General features: G+C 61.1%; 21 protein-coding genes and 1 tRNA gene (1 of these 22 running past the window's edge). 12 read left to right on the top strand and 10 right to left on the bottom strand.

The annotated features are described in order from the left end of the window. Positions 1 to 261, top strand: partial view of a peptidoglycan DD-metalloendopeptidase family protein gene (locus RCF49_RS15950; RefSeq protein ID WP_342640787.1) — the 3' portion only. Its footprint begins 1,338 nt before the window's first position; the window shows 261 of its 1,599 coding nt (coding positions 1,339–1,599); its start codon lies off the left edge, out of view; the stop codon is at positions 259 to 261. Between the two features lie 261 nt (positions 262 to 522). Here the strand turns inward: RCF49_RS15950 and RCF49_RS15945 are convergent, their stop codons facing one another. The 4 genes from RCF49_RS15945 to RCF49_RS15930 all read right to left on the bottom strand — a co-directional run bounded on the left by RCF49_RS15945 (position 523) and on the right by RCF49_RS15930 (position 4,006). After that, positions 523 to 1,542, bottom strand: a complete 1,020-nt coding sequence (locus tag RCF49_RS15945) for an LLM class flavin-dependent oxidoreductase (protein ID WP_342640786.1) — start codon at positions 1,540 to 1,542, stop codon at positions 523 to 525. A gap of 198 nt (positions 1,543 to 1,740) precedes the next feature. Continuing rightward, positions 1,741 to 2,172 carry a translation initiation factor 2 gene (locus tag RCF49_RS15940; RefSeq protein WP_342640785.1) on the bottom strand — a complete coding sequence of 144 codons (432 nt, stop codon included), beginning with the start codon at positions 2,170 to 2,172 and terminating at the stop codon, positions 1,741 to 1,743. Between the two features lie 255 nt (positions 2,173 to 2,427). Next, positions 2,428 to 3,627: a multidrug effflux MFS transporter gene (locus tag RCF49_RS15935; protein ID WP_342640784.1), complete on the bottom strand. Its 1,200-nt coding sequence runs from the start codon at positions 3,625 to 3,627 to the stop codon at positions 2,428 to 2,430. Between the two features lie 303 nt (positions 3,628 to 3,930). Continuing rightward, positions 3,931 to 4,006 (bottom strand) — tRNA-Ala (locus tag RCF49_RS15930). Between the two features lie 141 nt (positions 4,007 to 4,147). Here RCF49_RS15930 and RCF49_RS15925 point away from each other — a divergent pair. After that, the gene (locus tag RCF49_RS15925; protein ID WP_342644215.1) at positions 4,148 to 4,438 is read left to right on the top strand and encodes a YggT family protein; all 291 of its coding nucleotides are present in this window, start codon (positions 4,148 to 4,150) and stop codon (positions 4,436 to 4,438) included. Next, on the top strand, positions 4,435 to 4,776 hold the full coding sequence (locus tag RCF49_RS15920; protein ID WP_342644214.1) for a DUF167 family protein: 342 nt from the start codon (positions 4,435 to 4,437) through the stop codon (positions 4,774 to 4,776). The genes RCF49_RS15925 and RCF49_RS15920 overlap by 4 nt, the downstream gene beginning before the upstream one ends. Positions 4,777 to 4,883: 107 nt before the next feature. On the opposite strand, the gene ppa is transcribed toward RCF49_RS15920, so the two are convergent. Beyond that, the gene (gene ppa, locus RCF49_RS15915) at positions 4,884 to 5,423 is read right to left on the bottom strand and encodes an inorganic diphosphatase (protein WP_342640783.1); all 540 of its coding nucleotides are present in this window, start codon (positions 5,421 to 5,423) and stop codon (positions 4,884 to 4,886) included. Positions 5,424 to 5,611: 188 nt separating this feature from the next. On the opposite strand from ppa, the gene RCF49_RS15910 reads away from it, so the two are divergent. Further along, complete coding sequence (locus tag RCF49_RS15910; protein ID WP_342644213.1) at positions 5,612 to 6,496, top strand: AEC family transporter; 885 nt, start codon at positions 5,612 to 5,614, stop codon at positions 6,494 to 6,496. Between the two features lie 24 nt (positions 6,497 to 6,520). Here the strand turns inward: RCF49_RS15910 and RCF49_RS15905 are convergent, their stop codons facing one another. From RCF49_RS15905 to RCF49_RS15890, 4 genes are all read right to left on the bottom strand, one after another. Then, positions 6,521 to 7,345 (bottom strand): Hsp33 family molecular chaperone, encoded by an 825-nt coding sequence (locus tag RCF49_RS15905; RefSeq protein ID WP_342644212.1) that lies wholly within the window; start codon positions 7,343 to 7,345, stop codon positions 6,521 to 6,523. Further along, the gene (locus RCF49_RS15900; RefSeq protein WP_342640782.1) at positions 7,321 to 7,515 is read right to left on the bottom strand and encodes a hypothetical protein; all 195 of its coding nucleotides are present in this window, start codon (positions 7,513 to 7,515) and stop codon (positions 7,321 to 7,323) included. The genes RCF49_RS15905 and RCF49_RS15900 overlap by 25 nt, the downstream gene beginning before the upstream one ends. 237 nt (positions 7,516 to 7,752) lie before the next feature. Beyond that, on the bottom strand, positions 7,753 to 8,694 hold the full coding sequence (gene argF / locus RCF49_RS15895) for an ornithine carbamoyltransferase (RefSeq protein WP_342640781.1): 942 nt from the start codon (positions 8,692 to 8,694) through the stop codon (positions 7,753 to 7,755). 10 nt (positions 8,695 to 8,704) lie between these two features. Next, positions 8,705 to 9,895 (bottom strand): aspartate aminotransferase family protein, encoded by a 1,191-nt coding sequence (locus RCF49_RS15890; RefSeq protein ID WP_342640780.1) that lies wholly within the window; start codon positions 9,893 to 9,895, stop codon positions 8,705 to 8,707. Between the two features lie 393 nt (positions 9,896 to 10,288). Between RCF49_RS15890 and RCF49_RS15885 the strand changes: the two genes are divergently transcribed. The 4 genes from RCF49_RS15885 to RCF49_RS15870 all read left to right on the top strand — a co-directional run bounded on the left by RCF49_RS15885 (position 10,289) and on the right by RCF49_RS15870 (position 15,114). Then, positions 10,289 to 10,804, top strand: a complete 516-nt coding sequence (locus RCF49_RS15885; RefSeq protein WP_342640779.1) for a GcrA family cell cycle regulator — start codon at positions 10,289 to 10,291, stop codon at positions 10,802 to 10,804. Positions 10,805 to 10,949: 145 nt separating this feature from the next. Continuing rightward, the gene (locus RCF49_RS15880; RefSeq protein WP_342640778.1) at positions 10,950 to 12,602 is read left to right on the top strand and encodes a carboxylesterase/lipase family protein; all 1,653 of its coding nucleotides are present in this window, start codon (positions 10,950 to 10,952) and stop codon (positions 12,600 to 12,602) included. 173 nt (positions 12,603 to 12,775) lie between these two features. Continuing rightward, positions 12,776 to 13,966 carry a L,D-transpeptidase family protein gene (locus RCF49_RS15875; RefSeq protein ID WP_342640777.1) on the top strand — a complete coding sequence of 397 codons (1,191 nt, stop codon included), beginning with the start codon at positions 12,776 to 12,778 and terminating at the stop codon, positions 13,964 to 13,966. Positions 13,967 to 14,151: 185 nt separating this feature from the next. After that, a complete protein-coding gene (locus tag RCF49_RS15870; RefSeq protein ID WP_342640776.1) occupies positions 14,152 to 15,114 on the top strand; it encodes a transporter substrate-binding domain-containing protein in 963 nt (320 codons plus the stop codon). 27 nt (positions 15,115 to 15,141) lie between these two features. Here RCF49_RS15870 and aroQ read toward each other — a convergent pair whose 3' ends face one another. After that, a complete protein-coding gene (gene aroQ, locus RCF49_RS15865) occupies positions 15,142 to 15,606 on the bottom strand; it encodes a type II 3-dehydroquinate dehydratase (protein ID WP_342640775.1) in 465 nt (154 codons plus the stop codon). Positions 15,607 to 15,743: 137 nt separating this feature from the next. On the opposite strand from aroQ, the gene RCF49_RS15860 reads away from it, so the two are divergent. Genes RCF49_RS15860 through RCF49_RS15845 form a run of 4 tightly spaced genes read left to right on the top strand, consistent with a single transcriptional unit; the run spans position 15,744 to position 18,496 of the window. After that, a complete protein-coding gene (locus RCF49_RS15860) occupies positions 15,744 to 16,292 on the top strand; it encodes a sigma-70 family RNA polymerase sigma factor (RefSeq protein WP_342640774.1) in 549 nt (182 codons plus the stop codon). Then, on the top strand, positions 16,279 to 17,043 hold the full coding sequence (locus tag RCF49_RS15855) for an anti-sigma factor family protein (RefSeq protein WP_342640773.1): 765 nt from the start codon (positions 16,279 to 16,281) through the stop codon (positions 17,041 to 17,043). Before RCF49_RS15860 ends, RCF49_RS15855 begins: the two co-directional genes overlap by 14 nt. Positions 17,044 to 17,068: 25 nt before the next feature. Continuing rightward, the gene (locus tag RCF49_RS15850) at positions 17,069 to 17,791 is read left to right on the top strand and encodes a Bax inhibitor-1/YccA family protein (protein ID WP_342640772.1); all 723 of its coding nucleotides are present in this window, start codon (positions 17,069 to 17,071) and stop codon (positions 17,789 to 17,791) included. Between the two features lie 36 nt (positions 17,792 to 17,827). Then, positions 17,828 to 18,496, top strand: coding sequence for a DUF2076 domain-containing protein (locus RCF49_RS15845; protein WP_342640771.1), 669 nt, complete (start codon positions 17,828 to 17,830; stop codon positions 18,494 to 18,496). The last annotated feature ends 6 nt before the right edge of the window (positions 18,497 to 18,502 follow it).

The raw sequence follows: 18,502 nt of genomic DNA, 5'->3' as shown, positions 1-18,502 counted from the left end.
CAGCCAGGCACCCGGGTCCGCCAAGGCCAGGTCATCGGCTATGTCGGGACCACCGGGCGTTCAACGGGCCCACATCTTCACTACGAGATCCTGGTCGATAACCGCCAGGTCAACCCGATGAAGGTGCGCATCGATAATGGCCGCAAGCTGAGCGGTGAAATGCTGGCGCAGTTCAAGCAGCAGGTGGAGAAGCTCAACTCCATGATGCGGGCCGTGCCGACATCGACCCAGGTCGCCGAAGTGGGACATGCACGCAACTAGGCTCGAGCGGCGTGAGCTTGAGCGTCCACTTCGCTCGAAAATGCTCTAAGCTTTTGCTTGGTCGCATTTTCTTCACGCGAACCGGTATCCCACTTCGCTCGAAAATGCTCTAAGTTTTTGCTTGGTCGCATTTTCTTCACGCGAACCGGTATCCCACTTCGCTCGAAAATGCTCTAAGTTTTTGCTTGGTCGCATTTTCTTCACGCGAACCGGTATCCCACTTCGCTCGAAAATGCTCTAGGGCGACCGCTTTGAGGCCGCTCAGCCGATGCCCTCCGCAAAAGCCGCGGCGGGGCGCAGCTCCTTGCGGATTTCCGCCAGGATTTCATACGAGTGCACGCGTGCGCCGTGATCGTAAATGGCGGCGGCCACCATGAGCTCGTCGGCCTTCGTGCGATCAATGAAGGCTTGCAGATCCCGTTTCACGGTCTCGGGACCGCCGACGAAGGAGCAGGCAAGCATACTGGAGGCTTGGACCTTTTCCATGGGCGACCAGTAGGTCTCGATATCATCGATTGGCGGGGGTAATTTGCCCCGCGTTCCCCGAAACATGTTGGTAAAGGTCTGCTGGACCGACGTAAATAGCCGCCGCGCTTCGGCGTCGGTGTCAGCCGTGATGACATTGACGCCTGTCATCACATAGGGCTTGGCAAGCTGGGCTGAGGGCTCAAACCGCGACCGGTACATGGCGATGGCCTGCATCAGCGCGTCTGGCGCAAAGTGCGAGGCAAATCCGTAGGGTAGCCCTAGCAATGCGGCAAGCTGCGCACCAAACAGGCTCGATCCCAAGATCCATAAGGGCACATTGGTGTCGGTCCCCGGCACGGCCTGTACGACCTGTCCCGGCTGCAAGGGTCCGAGCAATGCCTGCAACTCGAGAACATCCTGGGGAAACGTGTCGGCGCTGTTAGGATCGCGCCGCAATGCGCGAAGGGTTCGTTGATCCGTGCCCGGTGCGCGCCCGAGCCCAAGATCGATCCGCCCAGGAAAAAGGGTCGCGAGGGTACCGAACTGCTCCGCAATGACCAGAGGGGAGTGGTTAGGCAGCATAATCCCCCCTGCCCCCACCCGTATGGCGCTGGTTCCCGCGGCAACCTGACCGATGACGACGGAGGTGGCGGCACTGGCAATGCCAATCATGTTGTGATGTTCAGCCAGCCAGTAGCGCAGATACCCGAGGCGCTCTGCGTGGCGCGCAAGATCGAGCGTGTTGCGCAGAGCATCGCCGGTGGTGAACCCTTCCGGCACATGGGCTAAGTCGAGAATGGAAATGGGAAACATGTCAGCTCGGCGCACCACCGCAATAGGACTGTGTTTGCATTAGATATGCGCCATTGCCGAATTGTCCATTCACACGGTGTAGATGAGCCGAGACCTATGGGAGACCGCTGCAACACAGCCTTCCCTCCCGCGCCTCGAGCTGGGATCAGTCCCCGAGCCCGATCATGATTCGGGTGCCGGCGGGACGCGCCCTGACCCTTAAGATACCGGCGGTCCCGAGCGGCCAGGGGACAGTGCTGGCGCTTGCCCTTTGGGCACCATCGGGATTTGAAACGAGTTTGGATATTCATTGATGGCGCCGGTTGCCGCGTCCACACCTAGGCCGATGACGCCGCCGAAGACCAGATTACCGGCCGTCCATGCTTCGAAGCTCGACGGAATGACGGCAACCGCCGTTTCGTAGCCAGGCGCATGACATTCAACTCGAATGTCGTCCTTGCTGCGCGCCACGGTGGCCACACCCGGCGTTATCACCGTCCAGCGGCCCTGCGCGCTCGACAGGTCACATTGCGCGCCAGACACCGGCGGCGAGGATATGGCGATCGATTGGCTGGTTCCGTTCACGATGGACGCACAGCCGCCCAATAACGAGCCGAGGGCGACAAAGGCCCCCAGGAATAAGATTCGCATTATGCCCCCCGAAGCAGCATCACGCGGGAACAGCAGGGAGCTGCCGGGCGGGATGCTCCGATCAAACTCTGATCAGATCAATTACGTTAAACATTCGATTAATCTTAAATCAACCAACAATTAACACGTAACGAGCACAAAGTATATTCAGACAACTGATTAACATAGAGGCGCAACAAGAGATCGGCCGGTCGTCTCAATCATCCAGAATTGAGGCCGATTCGAGATAGTTTGTTGGCAGATTATCTACTTGGGTCAGCTCAGTCGGGATAACCTTACGTGACCGCGCGCCAGGCTCTTCGCGAGGCAACCGATCCCGACCACCGCAATGATGAGCGCCAGCGGCATCGGTCCGAGATGGACGGTGTGTCCGACGAGAACGCCGACGAGCGCGCCGAATGACATCTGCAGAAAGCCCATCAGCGAAGATGCCGCTCCGGCACGCTCCGGAAAGGGCGTGATGGCACCGGCGGTGCATTGCGGCAAGGTCAGGCCTACGCCAACCATGTAGATCGTGATCGGCACAAGCACATGCCAGAATGCGGGGCTCGCGAACTGGAGAAGCATCACCATCAGCATGCCCCCCAACGCAAGCAGGCTGGTGCCGACACGGATCGTGGCATCAAGGCCCAGCTGGCTTCCGAACCGGGCACCCAGCAGGCTGCCACAGACATACCCGCACACGGCGGTCGCAAAGGAGAAGCTAAAGGCGAGCGGCGTCAGCCTGTACTCATTCTGAAGGATGAACGAGGCGCCCGAGATGAACGCAAAAAGGCCGCCATAGCAGAGGCAAACCAATGTCGAGAAATGGCGGAAGCGATCGCTCCTCAGGAGGATGCCGAAGGAACTGATCATGCCGGACAGAGTGGTGGTCGCGCGCCGGCTCGGTGCCAGGGTTTCCGGCAGCATGAGGTACACAACGCCTAGCGTGCAAAGCGCCAGCGCAGAGATCATCGCGAAAACCGCACGCCAGCCGAGAAGCGGCTCGATAATGCCGCCCAGGATGGGGGCCACCGCGGGCACGATTCCCATGAGCGCGCCCATGAGACTAAGCACCCGGCCAGCCTGTTCGGCGCGGTAGAGATCGCGCACAATGGCGCGCGCAATCACAATGGCCGCGCAGGCAGAGACCGCCTGGCCGAAACGGGCGAGAATCAAGAGTTCAATCGTACTCGCGAGCATGCAGCCAGCCGAGGCTATCGCAAACAGGCCGAGGCCGCTCAGCAGGACCGGCCTTCGGCCGAATCGATCAGATAAAGGTCCATAGATGATCTGCCCGACGGCAAAGCCCACCAGAAACACGCTCAGCGTGAGCTGCACTTGAGCCGGGTCCGCCCGCAAGGCAAGCGAGATCGTCGGAAGGGATGGCAGATACATGTCGGTGGAGAGCGGACCCATCGCCGTCAGGCAGGCGAGAAGGGCCGTCATCGCTCCGGTGCCGGGTCGCAGTTTCATGGAAGTGATGTGCTCCCCCGGAAGCGGAATGACGCAGAGCGCCTTACCAAGAACTGCTTAAAACGATCACCCTAACCCGGATGTCAACGAGCAATCGGCCCTGAGCCCGCCGACTGGGTCAGCCGGCCGCACCAAATGGACATTTCCGGTGAATGGTCCGATTGATTGAAAAGATCAAGCACCTTCCCGAACTCGACCAGCAATGGAACTCGGTGCTGCAGCTCTGGAGCGCCGATCGAAACACATCGGGCCGCTTCCAGGGGAAGAACGGGCCGGCGGGACAACGATCCAATAATTAGGAGGTGGTGGAGTCGAGGGGGATCGAACCCCTGACCTCGTCATTGCGAACGACGCGCTCTCCCAACTGAGCTACGACCCCGATCCGCCGGTATCTAGGCGCCCGGTCCGGCCCATGTCAAGCGTTCGCGAATGATCAAGGATGTGGCCGCAGACAGACTTGCACATGCAGATCGCCACGGCTACATCTCGTCGCAAGCTGGCGGGCAAAGTGGAACGATCGATGAATCCCTTTCTATGGCTGATCATCACAATCATTAATATTTACATCTGGATCATTATCGCGGGGGCCATCCTGAGTTGGCTCTTTGCATTCAACATCGTCAATCCCCGCAATAGTTTCGTCCGCCAGATCGCCTATACGATCGACGGTCTCACGGAGCCCGTGCTTGGGCCGATTCGCCGGATGTTGCCGAATTTCGGCGGTATCGACATCTCTCCGCTCATTCTGATCGTGGGGCTCCTGTTCCTGGAGCGCCTGATCATCTACCTCTTCACCGGGGCCAGCTACTGAGCCCGCGTCGATCGATCCAGCACATAGAAGATGGGATTCTGATCCAGGTCAGAGTTACACCCAAAGCCTCGAAGGATGGGATTGACGGCCTTTGGCACGGGATTGACGCCGGTGGCAACGAGACCTGTGCCGTGCAAGTGAAAGTGCGTGCCCAGCCACAGGACGGCAAGGCCAATGCTGCCGTCGCCGCACTATTGGCAAAGGTGCTGGATGTTCCGAAATCGCGGGTGGCGATTGTCGCAGGGCAGAAAGATCGACTGAAGCTTGCGAAGGCTGTGGGCGACCCGAAGCTGCTCGCGCAGGCAATCACTGACCAGCTCGAGCGCTGCGCATCATGAGCGACGCGTAACACGCGGCACGTGCATGATCTGCTCAGGACAGATCATGCATCTCTCGTGGTTCGTCGGATTGACCTGCGGTCAGCGGCCATTCGGCCGGAAAATAATCAGGCCTTAGACTTGGCGCTTGCGGCCTCTATGGCCTTGCGGATGAGATCCTCCGCCTCATCGGCATCGCCAAAGCCGATGACCTCGACCCATTTGCTGCCCTCAAGATCCTTATAGTGCTCAAAGAAGTGAGCAATCTGCTTCAGAAGGATTTCGGGCAGATCCTGATAGCTGTGAACCTTGTCATACATCGCGGTCAGGCGGTTGGACGGCACAGCAATGATCTTCTCGTCCTCCCCCGCCTCATCGCGCATATGCAGGACGCCGACCGGCCGGCACGCCATCACCGCACCGGGCACGATGGACCTGCGGTTCGCCACGAGCACATCAACCGGATCGCCGTCGTCGGACAGGGTGTGCGGAATGAAGCCGTAATTGCCGGGATAGCGCATCGAGGTGTAGAGAAACCGGTCCACGAACAGCGCGCCGGACTCCTTCTCCATCTCGTATTTGATCGGTTCTCCGCCAAGCGGGATCTCGATGATAACGTTCACTTCCTTGGGCGGGTTCTTCCCGATAGCAATCTTGTCAATCCGCATCTACTGGCTTCCATGGACAGGGATATTGCGCCGCAAAAAAGCTGATCTTTCCGGGGAATGCAAGAGCGCACATTGACGGGCCGGCAAAAGTGGCAGAATTCACAGCAGGAGTGCGTCCGTGCTCGCTGGTGCTCAGTGCCGCGTGGTCATCAGCCCTCCTGTGGGCTCCCCAATAGGATCGACGAGTGATGGTTCTGATTGTGCTCGCCGCGGTGCTGCCGGTTCTCATTACCGCGGGCATCGGCTTCCTGTGGGCGCGACTGCGCTCAGGCCTGCACACGCAGGAACTGGCTCCGCTCATCACCGAGATCGCGACGCCCTGCCTGGTCGTCTCGACCTTCATGAACACCAAGATCAGCTTCGATGCATTTGCCGCCACCGCCTCGGCGGCCATTGCCGCCACGATCCTGTTCATTGCCGGCGGCACCGTATTTCTGTGGTTGATGGGGCTGCGGATCCGGACCTTCTTGCCGCCCCTCGTCTTCCCCAATCTCGGGAATCTCGGATTGCCACTGGCCCTGTATGCGTTCGGACAAGAAGGGCTGGGCTATGCCATCGTCTTCTTCTCCATCTCGTCCGTCGCGAACTTCACGATCGGGCAAGCCATTGCCGCGGGATCTGCCAATTGGAAGGGGCTGTTGCGGCTGCCCGTGGTCTATGCCGCTCCTCTCGGATTGGCGATCTCGATCACCGGCATCCAACTGCCGATATGGATCGTCAATACGGTCAACCTGATCGGCGGACTCACCATTCCCTTGATGCTGCTGTTGCTGGGTGCGTCGCTCAGTGGACTGGGGGTGGCGCATCTCAAGAATGCGCTTGCGGTTTCCGCCTTCCGGATCGCCTTCGGCATCCTGGTCGGCATCGCCGTCGTCCATCTGCTCGGGCTCGAAGGGAACCTGAGGGCAGTCACTATTCTCGCCTGCTCGATGCCGGCCGCGGTCTATAATTACGTGTTCGCGCAGCGGTGGAACAACGGCCCGCAGGACGTGGCAAGCATCGTCGTCGTCTCGACCTTCATGAGCGTCGCCACGATCCCGTTGCTTCTGCTCGTTCTCCTGCCGGCGCATTAGCAGGAGAACGAGGCAGGCACTCCTTCAATTGTCCTTTTTCAGCTCCCGCAGGTCGAACTCGTAGACGGTGGAGCAAAACTCGCAGGTTGCCGAGATCTTGCCATCGACCACCATCTCGGAGATTTCCTCAGGGCTGAACTGGCTCACGATATCCGAGATGCGCTCGCGCGAGCATTGGCAATAGCGCTGCACGTTGGACGAGGGATAGACCGTAACCCCATCCTCGTGAAACAGCCGATAGAGCAGTTCCTCAGGCGACAAGGTCGGATCGAGCAGCTCGTGATCCTCGACGGTCGCCAGGAAAATGCGAGCACGCACCCAGTTCTCATCCTCCTCCTGCTCGTCTTCCTCGACACCCTCGGGAAGATCGCCGGAACGGACAGGCAACGCAGAGGGCTCGCCCTCCGCGGGAAGATGCTGGATCATGATGCCGCCGGCCCGCCAATGCTCTGCGCCACCTTCACCACGGGCCATGATGGGGCCCGCGGCCAGCCGCACGTCGGTCGGCAATTGCTCCGACTGTTCGAAATATGTGTTCGCCGCCTCGGACAGGCTCGCACCGTCCAGGGGCACGATACCCTGGTACCGGTCCATGTGCCGGCCCTGATCAATGGTGAGCGCGAGATGGCCCTTGCCAAGCAGATCGGCGGACATGGGAGATCCTTCACGCTCGAGCTCCGCCACCCGCTCTTCGTCGTAATGGGCATAGGCCCGCACTTCTCCGGGCGTCGAAAAATCCGCCACGAGAAGATCGACGGGACCATCGGTGCTGGTCTGCAGGATCAGCTTCCCATCGAATTTAAGGGACGAGCCGAGCATGGTGGTCAGCGCCACGGCTTCCGCAAGCAGAGCCGAAACGGTGCGCGGATAGCTGTGGCGACCGATAATGTCATTGATGGTGCCGGCAGCCTCACCACCCGCCCGCGCACGCCGAGCGGCTTAACCTCGAAAGGCAGGACGGCATCGTCGCCCGTCCTTGCGATATAGACGCCTGAGGCGGGAAAATCAGCAGAAGTCATGACCTAGCCACGGCGGAGCTGGTCCGCTCATCTGGGCACGACCGGTCGGAGTTCCGCGCTGCGAGGGTTGCGCTGCGTCAGATCAGCAACTCACGCCCAACAGATGGAAGCTCTCGAGGTCGGACAAACTATTCAACAAGACGGCCCCGCAAAGAGCCGTCCCAGGTGATTGAGCAAACGATCCCGCTTGCCCTGGCGGCTCGACTGCCGACAGCCCCGCTCACGCGAGGCCAGCGCTCAGTTTTGGGCCGTTGCTCCAAGGCACCAGGCGAGAATGCCCTTCTGTATATGGAGACGGTTCTCCGCTTCGTCAAAGACCACCGATTGTGGTCCGTCGATCACATCATCCGTGACTTCCTCGCCGCGGTGGGCAGGCAGGCAGTGCATGAAGATGGCATCGGGCTTGGCTTCTGCCATGAGGTCCGCGTTCACCTGATAAGGGCGCAGCAGATTGTGCTTGTTTGCGGAGGTGTCGCCCATGGATACCCAGGTATCGGCGACCACGCAATCGGCTCCCCGCACGGCCTCACGCGGGTCGCGCGTGACCATCACCTGCGCCTTTTCGTTGCGCGCCCAGCGGATGAGCTCCGGATCGGGACTCAGGGCCTCCGGGCAAGCAAGGCGCAGCTCGAAACCAAAACGCGCGGATGCATGCACCCAGGAATTGGCCACGTTATTGGCATCACCCGTCCAAGCAACGATCTGATTGGCCAAGCCGCCCTTGACTTCTTCCAGGGTCAGCAAATCGGCCATCACCTGACAGGGATGAGAACGATCGGTCAGGCCATTGATGACCGGCACGGTCGCATGCTCGGCCAGCTCCATCAGATTGCTGTGGCTGTTGGCGCGGATCATGATGGCATCGACATAGCGCGAGAGAACCTGCGCGGTATCCGAGATGGTCTCGCCACGGCCGAGCTGCATGTCATTGGCCGATAGAACGATTGTGGATCCGCCGAGCTGGCGCATGGCCACATCGAACGACACGCGGGTTCTCGTGGAGGGCTTCTCGAAGATCATCGCGAGGACGCGGCCGTCGAGCGGCCGGCCCGGCTCTGTTACCCCGTGGCCATGCCCATTGCGCCCGTTTTTCATGGCGCGGCTATGGGTGAGCAATGCCCGCAATGTGGCTTCGTTGAAGTCGCGAATATCGAGAAAATGCCTCGGCCGGGGTGCCATAGCAGCCTCCTTATGCCTGATGGCCGTTAACATGATCGAGGTTTTTGCAGGCCCGCGACAGGCACTGCACCGCCTCTTCGATCTGCTGATCGGAAATGATCAGCGGGGGCAGCAGGCGAACGACATTATCGCCGCCGCTCACGGTCAAAAGGTGTTCGTCGAGGCAAGCCTTGATCAGATCCTGGTTGGGGATCTTGCATTTGAGCGCGCGCATCAGCCCTGCGCCGCGCACCTCCTCGATCACCTCGGGATGCTCATCCTGGAGTTGCGCGAGCCGCTGCGTCAGATTTCTGGACTTGTCTTGCACGCCTTCAAGAAATCCCGGCGCCAAGATGACATCCAGAACCGCATTGGCGACGGCCATGGCCAGCGGATTGCCGCCGAAGGTCGAACCATGCGCGCCGGCGGTCATACCGGAGCCCGCTTTTTCGGTCGCCAGGCAGGCGCCGATCGGAAAACCGCCACCGAGCCCCTTGGCGGTGGCCAGGATATCCGGCGTGATGCCTGCCCATTCATAGGCGAATAGCTTGCCCGTCCGGCCGATGCCGCATTGGACCTCGTCCAGCAACAGCAGAATGCCATGTTCATCACAGAGATTGCGCAAGGCGCGCAGATAGGCCGGCGTCAGGGCGCGCAGGCCGCCTTCGCCCTGGATCGGCTCAACAAGGACACCGGCCGTTTCCGGTCCGATCGCCTGCCGCACCGCCTCGATGTCACCGAAGGCCACCTGGTCAAAACCTTCGACAGCCGGGCCAAAGCCTTCGAGGTGCTTTTTCTGGCCGCCGGCGGCAATGGTCGCCAAGGTCCGGCCATGAAAGGCCCCTTCCAGAGTGATGATGCGGAAGCGCTCGGGCGCACCATTCGCCCAATGATAGCGCCGCGCCATCTTGATTGAGCATTCCAGCGCCTCGGCGCCCGAATTGCAGAAGAATATCGTGTCGGCAAAACTTGCCGCCACCAGCCGCTCGGCCAGTTTTTGCTGGCCGGGAACCTGATAGAGATTGGATGTATGCCAGATCTTGTCGGCTTGCGCCTTCAGCGCCTCGACAAGATGGGGATGGCAGTGCCCCAGCGCGTTCACGGCGATCCCGGCGCCGAAATCAAGATATTGTTCGCCCGTCTCGGTGTAGAGGTAGGCACCCTGCCCCCGCTCAAAAGCCACCGGCATGCGCGCATAGGTCGGCAAGACAGCCGCGATCATTCCATCGCTCCAAAATCAAAGTGCCGCCGGATTGCGGCGGCACTTACTTGCTGAACTTCCGTTCGGCGCCGCTTTTATAAGCTTTTTACCAGGGAAGGTCAACGAAGTGGTCCACAGGAGACGACCTGAGTCAGACCGCCGCATGGACGAGCGAGTCACCGGGGCCGTAACGTTTCATTAACTGATTGCCAGCCGCCCCACGGACATTCCGTTGGGGAAAACGGGGGCGATTCGGCGGCCGGAAGATTGCGCCGACCCGCGACTTATAGTAAAGATTTCTACTGTAACCACGAGATATTGAGCTGAGAACTAGATATAGTCGTTGTGCGTTGGAGGACTCTCTGGCCGACGAGGGTTGGACGATTCTGCCAAATCTTTTGACGGGGATCTTACATGTGGACCGATGAACGGGTGGACCTGCTGAAGCGGCTCTGGACCGAGGGGCTCAGCGCCAGCCAGATCGCCAGCAAGCTTGGTGAAGTGACCCGCAACGCCGTAATCGGCAAGGTCCACAGGTTGGGCCTTTCTGGTCGCGGAACGCCGTCACGAACCCAGCATGCGCGGCCGCGCACCAAGACCCGCCAGGCGCCAACATCCGGAAAGATCACACAGTTTCCCACTCTTGGCGCCACTGCCCTGCAGGTGCAGCCGGAAGCGGTTCCAGAAGCGCCTCCCGCGCCGCAGCCACAGCCCATCAGGCAGGTTTATTCCTCCTCCAACGAGGGAGTGAACATCCTGCAACTCAGTGACAAGACCTGCCGCTGGCCTGTGGGAGAACCGGGAACGGACAGCTTTCATTTCTGTGGCTGTGCTCCCAAATCGGGCTTGCCCTATTGCGATAAGCACGCGCGCATTGCCTATCAGCCTCTGCAAGACCGTCGCAGGATCAAGGCCCGGGGCGCCGCGTAATCCGTTCAGCCGAGCTCAAGACCTTCTTGGGCTTGGCTGCCATGATTCACGGTGACGGCGCTTACCATTTGCCATTCGTGGCTAGTTGATGGCGAAATAGCACCCTTCTGACCGCATGCCTATGCGGGTCTCATTGAGAGTGCTCATGCGGTCATATCTGGCGTACGCGGCGGATCGGCTACTCGGCCTCGCCGCCTGCGTTCTTGTCCTCCTGTTTGGCGGGCCGGCCGCGGCGCTGGCACAGTCAGCCGCCTGCACGGTGCCCATCGTGCAGACAAGCAGCGGACCCGTTTGCGGCTTCCTGCAACCGGCCGAGGCTCGTGCCGTTCGCGCCTATCTCGGCATCCCCTATGCTCAATCACCAGCCGGGCCAAACCGGTGGAAGCCGCCCATCGCCGCCGAGCCTAGCGGCACCGTCATTCAAGCCACCAGGTTCGGCCCCGCCTGTCCGCAGAAGAAGGGCCCCGACTCGCCCTATTCGCAAAGCGAAGACTGCCTCAGCCTCAATGTCTGGGCGCCAGAGACTGCCTCGAAGCGCCCGGTAATGGTCTTCATTCATGGCGGCGCCTTCGTCGAGGGCACCAGCGCGGCCATGCTGTATGAGGGCCAAGTGATCGCGGCAAAGGGCGACGTGGTGGTGGTCACGATCAATTATCGCCTTGGTGCTCTGGGCTTTCTTGCGGGCGTCGAAGGGCTGACAGGCAATTATGGCTTCCTCGACCAGCAGCTCGCGCTGCGCTGGGTGCATGACAATATCACGAGCTTCGGAGGTGACCCCGGCAATGTCACCTTGTTCGGGGAGAGTGCCGGCGCGATCTCGATCGGCGCCCATCTCATCGCACCGGATAGCCAGCCCCTGTTTCATGCCGCGATCATGCAGAGCAACCCCTATGGGCTTCCCTTCCGGTCGCTCGACATGAGCAACCGGTCCGGTCCATCACTGCGCCGCGATATGGCGTGCTCGACTGATGAAAGCCACGCGCTCGATTGCATGCGGCACGCACCGCTGAAGCTGATCCTGAAATATCAGAACTCTGTCGGGGTCGAGCTGGAAGGGCTGCTGACCGGCATGTCCGACATCCTGCAATGGTCACCAATCGTGGACCGACGCATCATCCCCCACCAGCCGATTCAGGCGGAAATCACGAAGCCGGTCATCATCGGCACCAATGCCATGGAGGGGATGGCTTTTGCCGGCGCGATCGATCAGGTCCGGCGCGATATCACCGAGCAGCAGTACAGGGCGGCGATCGACGTCCTGTTCGATGACCGCTCGGCGGCAGCGGTGCTGAGCAACCCGGTTTACGCGCCGAGAGCTGGGGATAATTCGGAACCGTTTGGGCGGCTGACGACAGACTTCACCTTCACCTGTGCCGGCCGGCACGTGCTTTCGCGCGCCAAGTCCCGCGCCTATGCCTATCTCTTCACCCACAGAACCTCCTATATCACCTGGCCACACCTGCCCTTCTGCGCCTTGCCGGATGGCACTTTCCAAGCGTGCCATACAGCAGAGCTGCCCTTCGTGTTCGGCAATCCTTACCAACTTACCGATCAGCAAAACCCGGAACGACACCGCTTCACCGCGGATGAAAAGACGCTGTCGGACGCCATGATCAGGTATTGGACGACGTTCGCAACCCGTCATGACCTGAGGGGGGCGCAGCCTGCCTGGCCGGCCTATCCCTCAACGCAGATCCTGGACACGCCCATCCGCCAGGCAACCAGCGATATCGGCGCCAATTGCAACTTCTGGGATCAGATCGGATACGAGCAGACCGGCATCTTCAGGGAGTTCTGACCAGCCCTCGTTTTAAAGTCTGGGGGGCCTCAGGCGGCGAGAGATCGCGCCCGGGCGTGCCATGTACCATTTCGGGATCGAAGCTTCCGCCCAACCATTTTTTAACTCTAAGGAGTGAAAAGTCTTGCGGCCGGGCTTGCCGGCTGCCCGCCCAATGAGTGGTGGAAATGGTCATGTCAGTTCTGCTCAAGCGCATCATAGCGTCTCTCAGCCTTTGCATCGGCAGCGCGTCGATCTGCGCCGCTCAAATCGCACCAGATCGCACGGCCTCCACCGCCTCGGATCTCACGCCGGCCGCTTCTGCCACGCAGGAGCCTTGGAATGATCCGGCACTGACAACGGGAAGCATTCCGCGCGACCCGGACCCCCAGCCGCTCCCGCACCAGTCCGACACCGGCGGATTGTCGGGGCAGGATCTGAAGATTCCCGCCGAGGACCTCATTGTCCTCACCAATGCCGCCCAGTTCATCGGCACTCCGCCGCGAAGTGGCAAGCAGGACCCATTCGTGCTGAAGCTGCAGATCATGCTGGACCGGGCCCATGCTTCGCCGGGCGTGATCGACGGCTATTGGGGTGACAATGTCAGGAAAGCGGTGCTGGCCGCGCGCGAGATGCTTGGCCTGCCGCTCAGTGGCAATATCGACCGCCAGCTGTGGCAAGCGCTCGAGCAGTTCGATCCCACCCCGCCGCTACGGGCTTACACGGTCACCGAAAAGGACGCCGCCGGACCATTCGTTCCTGAGATGCCCAAGGATTACGGGGAGCTCGCCAAGCTCGAGCGCATCGCCTATCGGACCATCGAGGAAATGCTGGCCGAGCGCTTTCACATGGATGAGAAACTGCTTCGGCAACTCAATCCAAAGGCCCGTTTCGTGGTTGGCGAGGAGATCATCGTCGCCGATACCGGCAAGCCGTTCAAGGCGACGGTCGCACAACTGATTGCGGACAAGCAGCGCAAGCAGCTCCTTGGATATGGCGGCGATGGCCGGCTGCTTGTGGCTTACCCCGCCACGATCGGGTCGACGACGACGCCCTCACCCACGGGCGTTCATGCGATCAAAGCCATCGCGGTTGGCGCCGAGTACTGGTATCGGCCCCAGGTCAATTTCAAGCAGGGCAATAATGACAAGCCCCTGCGGTTGGCGCCGGGTCCGAACAACCCGATCGGCTCGGTGTGGATCGGCCTCGACAAGCCCACTTTCGGCATCCATGGCACGCCGGAGCCGTCCAAGATCGACAAGAGCAACAGCCATGGCTGCGTGCGGCTGACCAATTGGGACGTGGAGGAGCTGGTGAAACTGGTCAAGCCCGGCGTGCCCGTGGAATTCTATGATCCGACGAGCATGGTGGGCGCCGCGCAATAGCGCGTGGTGTTGGAACCTGCTAGTCTGAAAGGATGCGCTTTCGGGGGTCACCGACCAGAATTGCGGTCATAAGCATCGTCATTTGCGCGCTCGTGCTCGGGATCCACGGCGGATTGTTTTCCCCAAGCCAGAGCGCACAAGCTGCAGCTTCACAGCAGGCCGCCGCACCGATGCTGGTGGGCACCATGACGGTGCCACCCTTCGTCATGCGCGACCGCGACGGCCAGTGGACGGGTATCAGCATCGAGCTTTGGACGCGCATCGCGGACCGGTTGCGCCTCGGCTACCGGCTGGTCGAGTATAAGACGCTCGCCGAGCTGATCGGGGCCGTCGCACGGGGCGAGCTCGACGTCGCGGTGGGGGCGCTCACCATCACTGCACCGAGGGAGGACGTCCTCGATTTCAGCCAGCCTTACTATGTCACCGGGCTCGGGATCGCCGTGCCGACCCACCAGTCGGCGCCATTGCTGCTTCCCTTCGTCAGAGCGATGTCGTCCTTCCGGTTCGGGCAGGCTGCGCTCGGTCTGCTCGCGCTCGCCGGGGTCCTCAGCCTCATCATTGTCCTGATCGAATATGCCAACCGGCAACCCGCCTCGGGTTCCGGACATCATGGCCGCTGGTGGTCAGCGCATTCTCCGGTGCCGCCTGGTTCGTTACGGCCGAGAACTCTGCCTGGCCGGGTGCTCGGGGCCATCCTGGCCGCCGTGGTCACGGTTGCGCTGGTCACGGTGGGCGCGGCGATTGCGCTTACTTGGGCCTCTTACGATGCGAGACATCCGATCGCGACGGTGAGCGACCTCACGCATGTGAAGGTGGGCACGGTCGCAAACTCGTCCAGCTCCGAATTTCTGAGCAGCGAGAGCATCAAATTCCAGAGCTTCTCGACACCAGTCGAGGGCCTGGACGCATTACGCCAGGGCACGCTCGATGCGTTCGTGTTCGACAAACCCCTGCTTGCCTGGGCCGTGCTGCAGCAGTTCTCCTCGTCCGTCGAAGTGCTGGATACGAGTTTCGATCTGCAGTCCTATGCCTTCGCCCTCAAGCAGGACAGTCCGCTCAGAAGCCGCGTGGACCCGCTCATCATCGAGATCTCGCGAAGCGAGAAATGGCGGCACGTGCTCTATCGTTATCTCGGAGAGAACGAATAAGGCCCGGGCCAACCCAGTCCGCCAAGCTCACGCGGATGTGGTTGGCTTTGCGGTGGCGGATGCCAGGGCTTCAAGCAGCCAGTGCAGCGCCAGCTCATAGCCAGCCGCCCCCAATCCGCAGATCACCCCGGTGGTCACACGAGAGACATAGGAGTGGTGCCGGAATGGCTCTCGCTTGTGGATGTTCGAGAGGTGCACCTCCAGGATCGGTCCCGAAAAGGCACTCAAAGCGTCGAGGATCGCAACCGAAGTGTGGGTCAAGGCAGCGGGATTGATGATGATGCCTGCAGCCTTTTCGCGGGCTTCCTGGATCCAGTCGACGATGACGCCCTCATGGTTTGACTGGCGAAAGTCGATGGTATGACCGGCAGCGCTTGCGGCCGCGCCAAGCTTTTGCTCGATCTCGGCGAGGGTCGTGTGGCCGTAAATGTGAGGCTCCCGCTTACCCAACAGGTTTAGGTTGGGGCCATTCAGGACGAAAATAACAGCCATCGCGGGTTCCCTGAGCGGTTGTCGGCGTCGCAACCCTATCGGGCAGCATGCCATCTGACAATCGGCAAGCCGTTAACGCTGCGGGCTCAGAATGGGGACGCGTGGAATAAAACCGAGCTCGGCTCCGTATACGGGTCATGAGGCAAAGCAAGTCGCGCTTTGATGTGTTGGGACATTTGGGCTCGCTTCGGCGTTATGCGCGGTCTTTGACCCGTGACGACACCGATGCGGAAGACCTCGTGCAAGAGGCGCTGATGCGCGCCTATGAGAGGCGATCCACCTTCAAGCCCGATCGAAACGTGCGGAACTGGCTTTTGTCCATTCTGCACAATGTCTTCATCGACCGGTTGAGGGCAAGCCGGTCGGAGACGGAGCGAAATAGCCACGCAGCCGAGATGGCCGACACGATCGCCGAACCCGGCCAAGATCATGCGGTGAGGCTGGCGCAGGTGCGCGAGAACTTCATGTCCCTACCCAAGGAGCAGCGCGCAGCCCTGCATCTCGTGGCGGTGGAGGGCCTGTCCTATGGGGAGGCCGCAGCCGCACTCGACATTCCGGTGGGCACATTGATGTCGCGCATTTCACGGGCCCGCGCCGCCTTGCGGGCGATGGAGGAAACCCTCGGCAGACGCCCGCCGGTCGACACGCATCTGAGAGTGGTTGGAGGTGAGAATGAATCCGATTGATCCAATCACCGAGGCAGATTTCGACGCCTATGTCGATGACCAGCTCCCGGTTGAGCGCCGGATCGAGGTGGAAGCCTATCTCGCACGCAATCCGGCTGCGGCGGCGCGGGTGATGGCCGATCTCAGAAGCCGCGACGAGTTGCGCCTCGCATTGAGCGACATGCCCAAGGTCACCCATATCGAAACGGCCAATGCCGCGCGCAGGCTCGAGGCGGCGATCGACCGGCAGAGGGTGACCGGCCGATTTGCGCGAGCTGCAGCGCTGGCGCTGTGCCTCGTGGGCGGCTGGTTTGCACATGCCCAGTTCGGCACCCTCGCGATTGGTGCGGTCAATGCTTCCACGCCGCCGCCTGCCTATGTGGGCGAGGCTCTCGATGCCTACCGAATGATGCAGCGGGATGAGGCAGCGGTTTCGGGTGATCACATCGCGTATGACCCCGAGAAGATCCGCGCCATGACCGCGATCGAGCTGCCGAGACTGCCCATGGGATGGACGGTCAGGGATGCCAAGATCCTGCCGGCGACCTTCGGGCCCAGTGTCGAGCTGATCATCACCGCGAGCGATCTTGGCGGCGCCTCTTTATTCGCTGCCCGGCCTGGCAGCTTTGACGTGGTTCCGGCCACGGCGGTGCGGGACGGGCAGTCGGCAGCCTACTGGCAGATTGGCGAGGTGGCCTATGTGCTGGTCGCAAATGCCGATGCGAAGGATCTGGAGAGGGCCGCAGCCCGGCTCGCTCAGACACTTTACTGATCACTAAACCTGGAGAGCATGCAACATGAACACGCCTAATTACGGCTTCAGCCGGCCGACTGCGGCTCCCCGCGTCGATGCCGCCTTGTTTGACGAGGGCTTGCGGCAGCATATGCTGCGGGTCTTCAACTACATGGCCCTGGGCCTGGTGCTGACCGGCGCCGTTGCCTTCATCGTTGGCAACACACCCGCGCTCTATGTGCCGATTTTCCAATCGCCGCTGAAGTGGGTGGTGATGCTGGCCCCGCTGGCCTTCGTCTTCTTCTTCAGCTTCCGCATTCACGCCATGTCCGCTTCCGCGGCACAGATGACCTTCTGGGCTTTCTGCGCCGTGATGGGGCTGTCGCTTGCCTCAGTGTTCCTCGTGTTCACGGGCACCAGCATCGCGCGGACCTTCTTCATCGCAGCCGCGATGTTCGGCGCAACAAGCCTTTACGGCTATACCACGAAGCGTGACCTCTCGAAATTCGGCTCGCTGCTGATCATGGGCCTCATCGGCGTGATCATCGCGAGCATCGTGAACATCTTCCTTGCTTCGAGCGCGCTGCAGTTCGTGGTCTCGGTGATCGGTATCCTGGTCTTCGTCGGGCTCACCGCCTGGGACACGCAGAACATCAAGGAGCAGTATGCGGAGAGCTTCGGCGAGGAATCGCTGCAGAAGCTGGCGGTGTTCGGGGCACTCTCGCTGTACCTGAACTTTGTCAACATCTTCCAGCTTCTGCTCAACTTCACGGGTGAGCGGGAGTAATCCCGCCCATTCGAGAACGCCTCAAAGGAGTCGATCATGAATGATCAGGACCGTGCAGCGATCGAAGACCTGTTTCGCAAGCTCGGCGAGGTCGAGCGGCAGGCAGGACCGCGCGATGCAGAGGCACAGGCGCTCATCGATAGATTTGTGCGGCAGCAGCCCGCATCTCCTTACTTCATGGCGCAGACGATCGTGATGCAGAACTTTGCGCTGGAGGACGCCCAGCAGCGCATCGACGAGCTCGAGCGTCAACTGGCCGATAGGCGCGACACCGCCCCGTCCGGCGGCTTCCTGTCCAGCCTGTTCGGCGGTGGTCGCCCGCAGAGCCAAGGGAGCGGTTCGGTGCCCAGCGTCGGCGCGCGTGATACGGCGCGCGGCTATTCCGGCGGCCCTTCACCCGCACCCATGGGGCAATCGGGCTTTGGACAAGCGCGCGGTGGCGGAGGCTTCCTCGCGGGTGCCGCCCAGACGGCAATGGGTGTTGCTGGTGGCGTTCTGCTCGGGAATGCCGTTGCTGGCATGTTCGGCAGCAATCCGGCATCGGCCACACCTGCCAGCGGGCAGCCTGCCTCTGATCAGGCCAACGATGCCAAGGACAGTTCAGCTCAAGATGCCTCCAATCAGGAGGACGAGGCTGCCCAAGAGGATGAAGGGGATGAAGGCGGCTTCTTCGACGGGCTGTTCGGAAGCGACGAAGAGATCTGACATAAC

Source organism: Rhodoligotrophos sp. CJ14, from assembly GCF_038811545.1.
In the GTDB taxonomy this organism is placed as follows: Bacteria; Pseudomonadota; Alphaproteobacteria; order Rhizobiales; family Im1; genus Rhodoligotrophos; species Rhodoligotrophos ferricapiens.
This window is presented reverse-complemented; position numbering and strand designations above follow the sequence as displayed.

Coding starts and splice junctions, on each gene's coding strand:
- RCF49_RS15945 (WP_342640786.1), bottom strand. CDS start 1,542: ATGTTTCCCATTTCCATTCTCGACTTAGCCCATGTGCCGGAAGGGTTC.
- RCF49_RS15940 (WP_342640785.1), bottom strand. CDS start 2,172: ATGCGAATCTTATTCCTGGGGGCCTTTGTCGCCCTCGGCTCGTTATTG.
- RCF49_RS15935 (WP_342640784.1), bottom strand. CDS start 3,627: ATGAAACTGCGACCCGGCACCGGAGCGATGACGGCCCTTCTCGCCTGC.
- RCF49_RS15925 (WP_342644215.1), top strand. CDS start 4,148: ATGAATCCCTTTCTATGGCTGATCATCACAATCATTAATATTTACATC.
- ppa (WP_342640783.1), bottom strand. CDS start 5,423: ATGCGGATTGACAAGATTGCTATCGGGAAGAACCCGCCCAAGGAAGTG.
- RCF49_RS15910 (WP_342644213.1), top strand. CDS start 5,612: ATGGTTCTGATTGTGCTCGCCGCGGTGCTGCCGGTTCTCATTACCGCG.
- RCF49_RS15900 (WP_342640782.1), bottom strand. CDS start 7,515: ATGACTTCTGCTGATTTTCCCGCCTCAGGCGTCTATATCGCAAGGACG.
- argF (WP_342640781.1), bottom strand. CDS start 8,694: ATGGCACCCCGGCCGAGGCATTTTCTCGATATTCGCGACTTCAACGAA.
- RCF49_RS15890 (WP_342640780.1), bottom strand. CDS start 9,895: ATGATCGCGGCTGTCTTGCCGACCTATGCGCGCATGCCGGTGGCTTTT.
- RCF49_RS15885 (WP_342640779.1), top strand. CDS start 10,289: ATGTGGACCGATGAACGGGTGGACCTGCTGAAGCGGCTCTGGACCGAG.
- RCF49_RS15880 (WP_342640778.1), top strand. CDS start 10,950: ATGCGGTCATATCTGGCGTACGCGGCGGATCGGCTACTCGGCCTCGCC.
- RCF49_RS15875 (WP_342640777.1), top strand. CDS start 12,776: ATGTCAGTTCTGCTCAAGCGCATCATAGCGTCTCTCAGCCTTTGCATC.
- RCF49_RS15870 (WP_342640776.1), top strand. CDS start 14,152: ATGACGGTGCCACCCTTCGTCATGCGCGACCGCGACGGCCAGTGGACG.
- aroQ (WP_342640775.1), bottom strand. CDS start 15,606: ATGGCTGTTATTTTCGTCCTGAATGGCCCCAACCTAAACCTGTTGGGT.
- RCF49_RS15860 (WP_342640774.1), top strand. CDS start 15,744: ATGAGGCAAAGCAAGTCGCGCTTTGATGTGTTGGGACATTTGGGCTCG.
- RCF49_RS15855 (WP_342640773.1), top strand. CDS start 16,279: ATGAATCCGATTGATCCAATCACCGAGGCAGATTTCGACGCCTATGTC.
- RCF49_RS15850 (WP_342640772.1), top strand. CDS start 17,069: ATGAACACGCCTAATTACGGCTTCAGCCGGCCGACTGCGGCTCCCCGC.
- RCF49_RS15845 (WP_342640771.1), top strand. CDS start 17,828: ATGAATGATCAGGACCGTGCAGCGATCGAAGACCTGTTTCGCAAGCTC.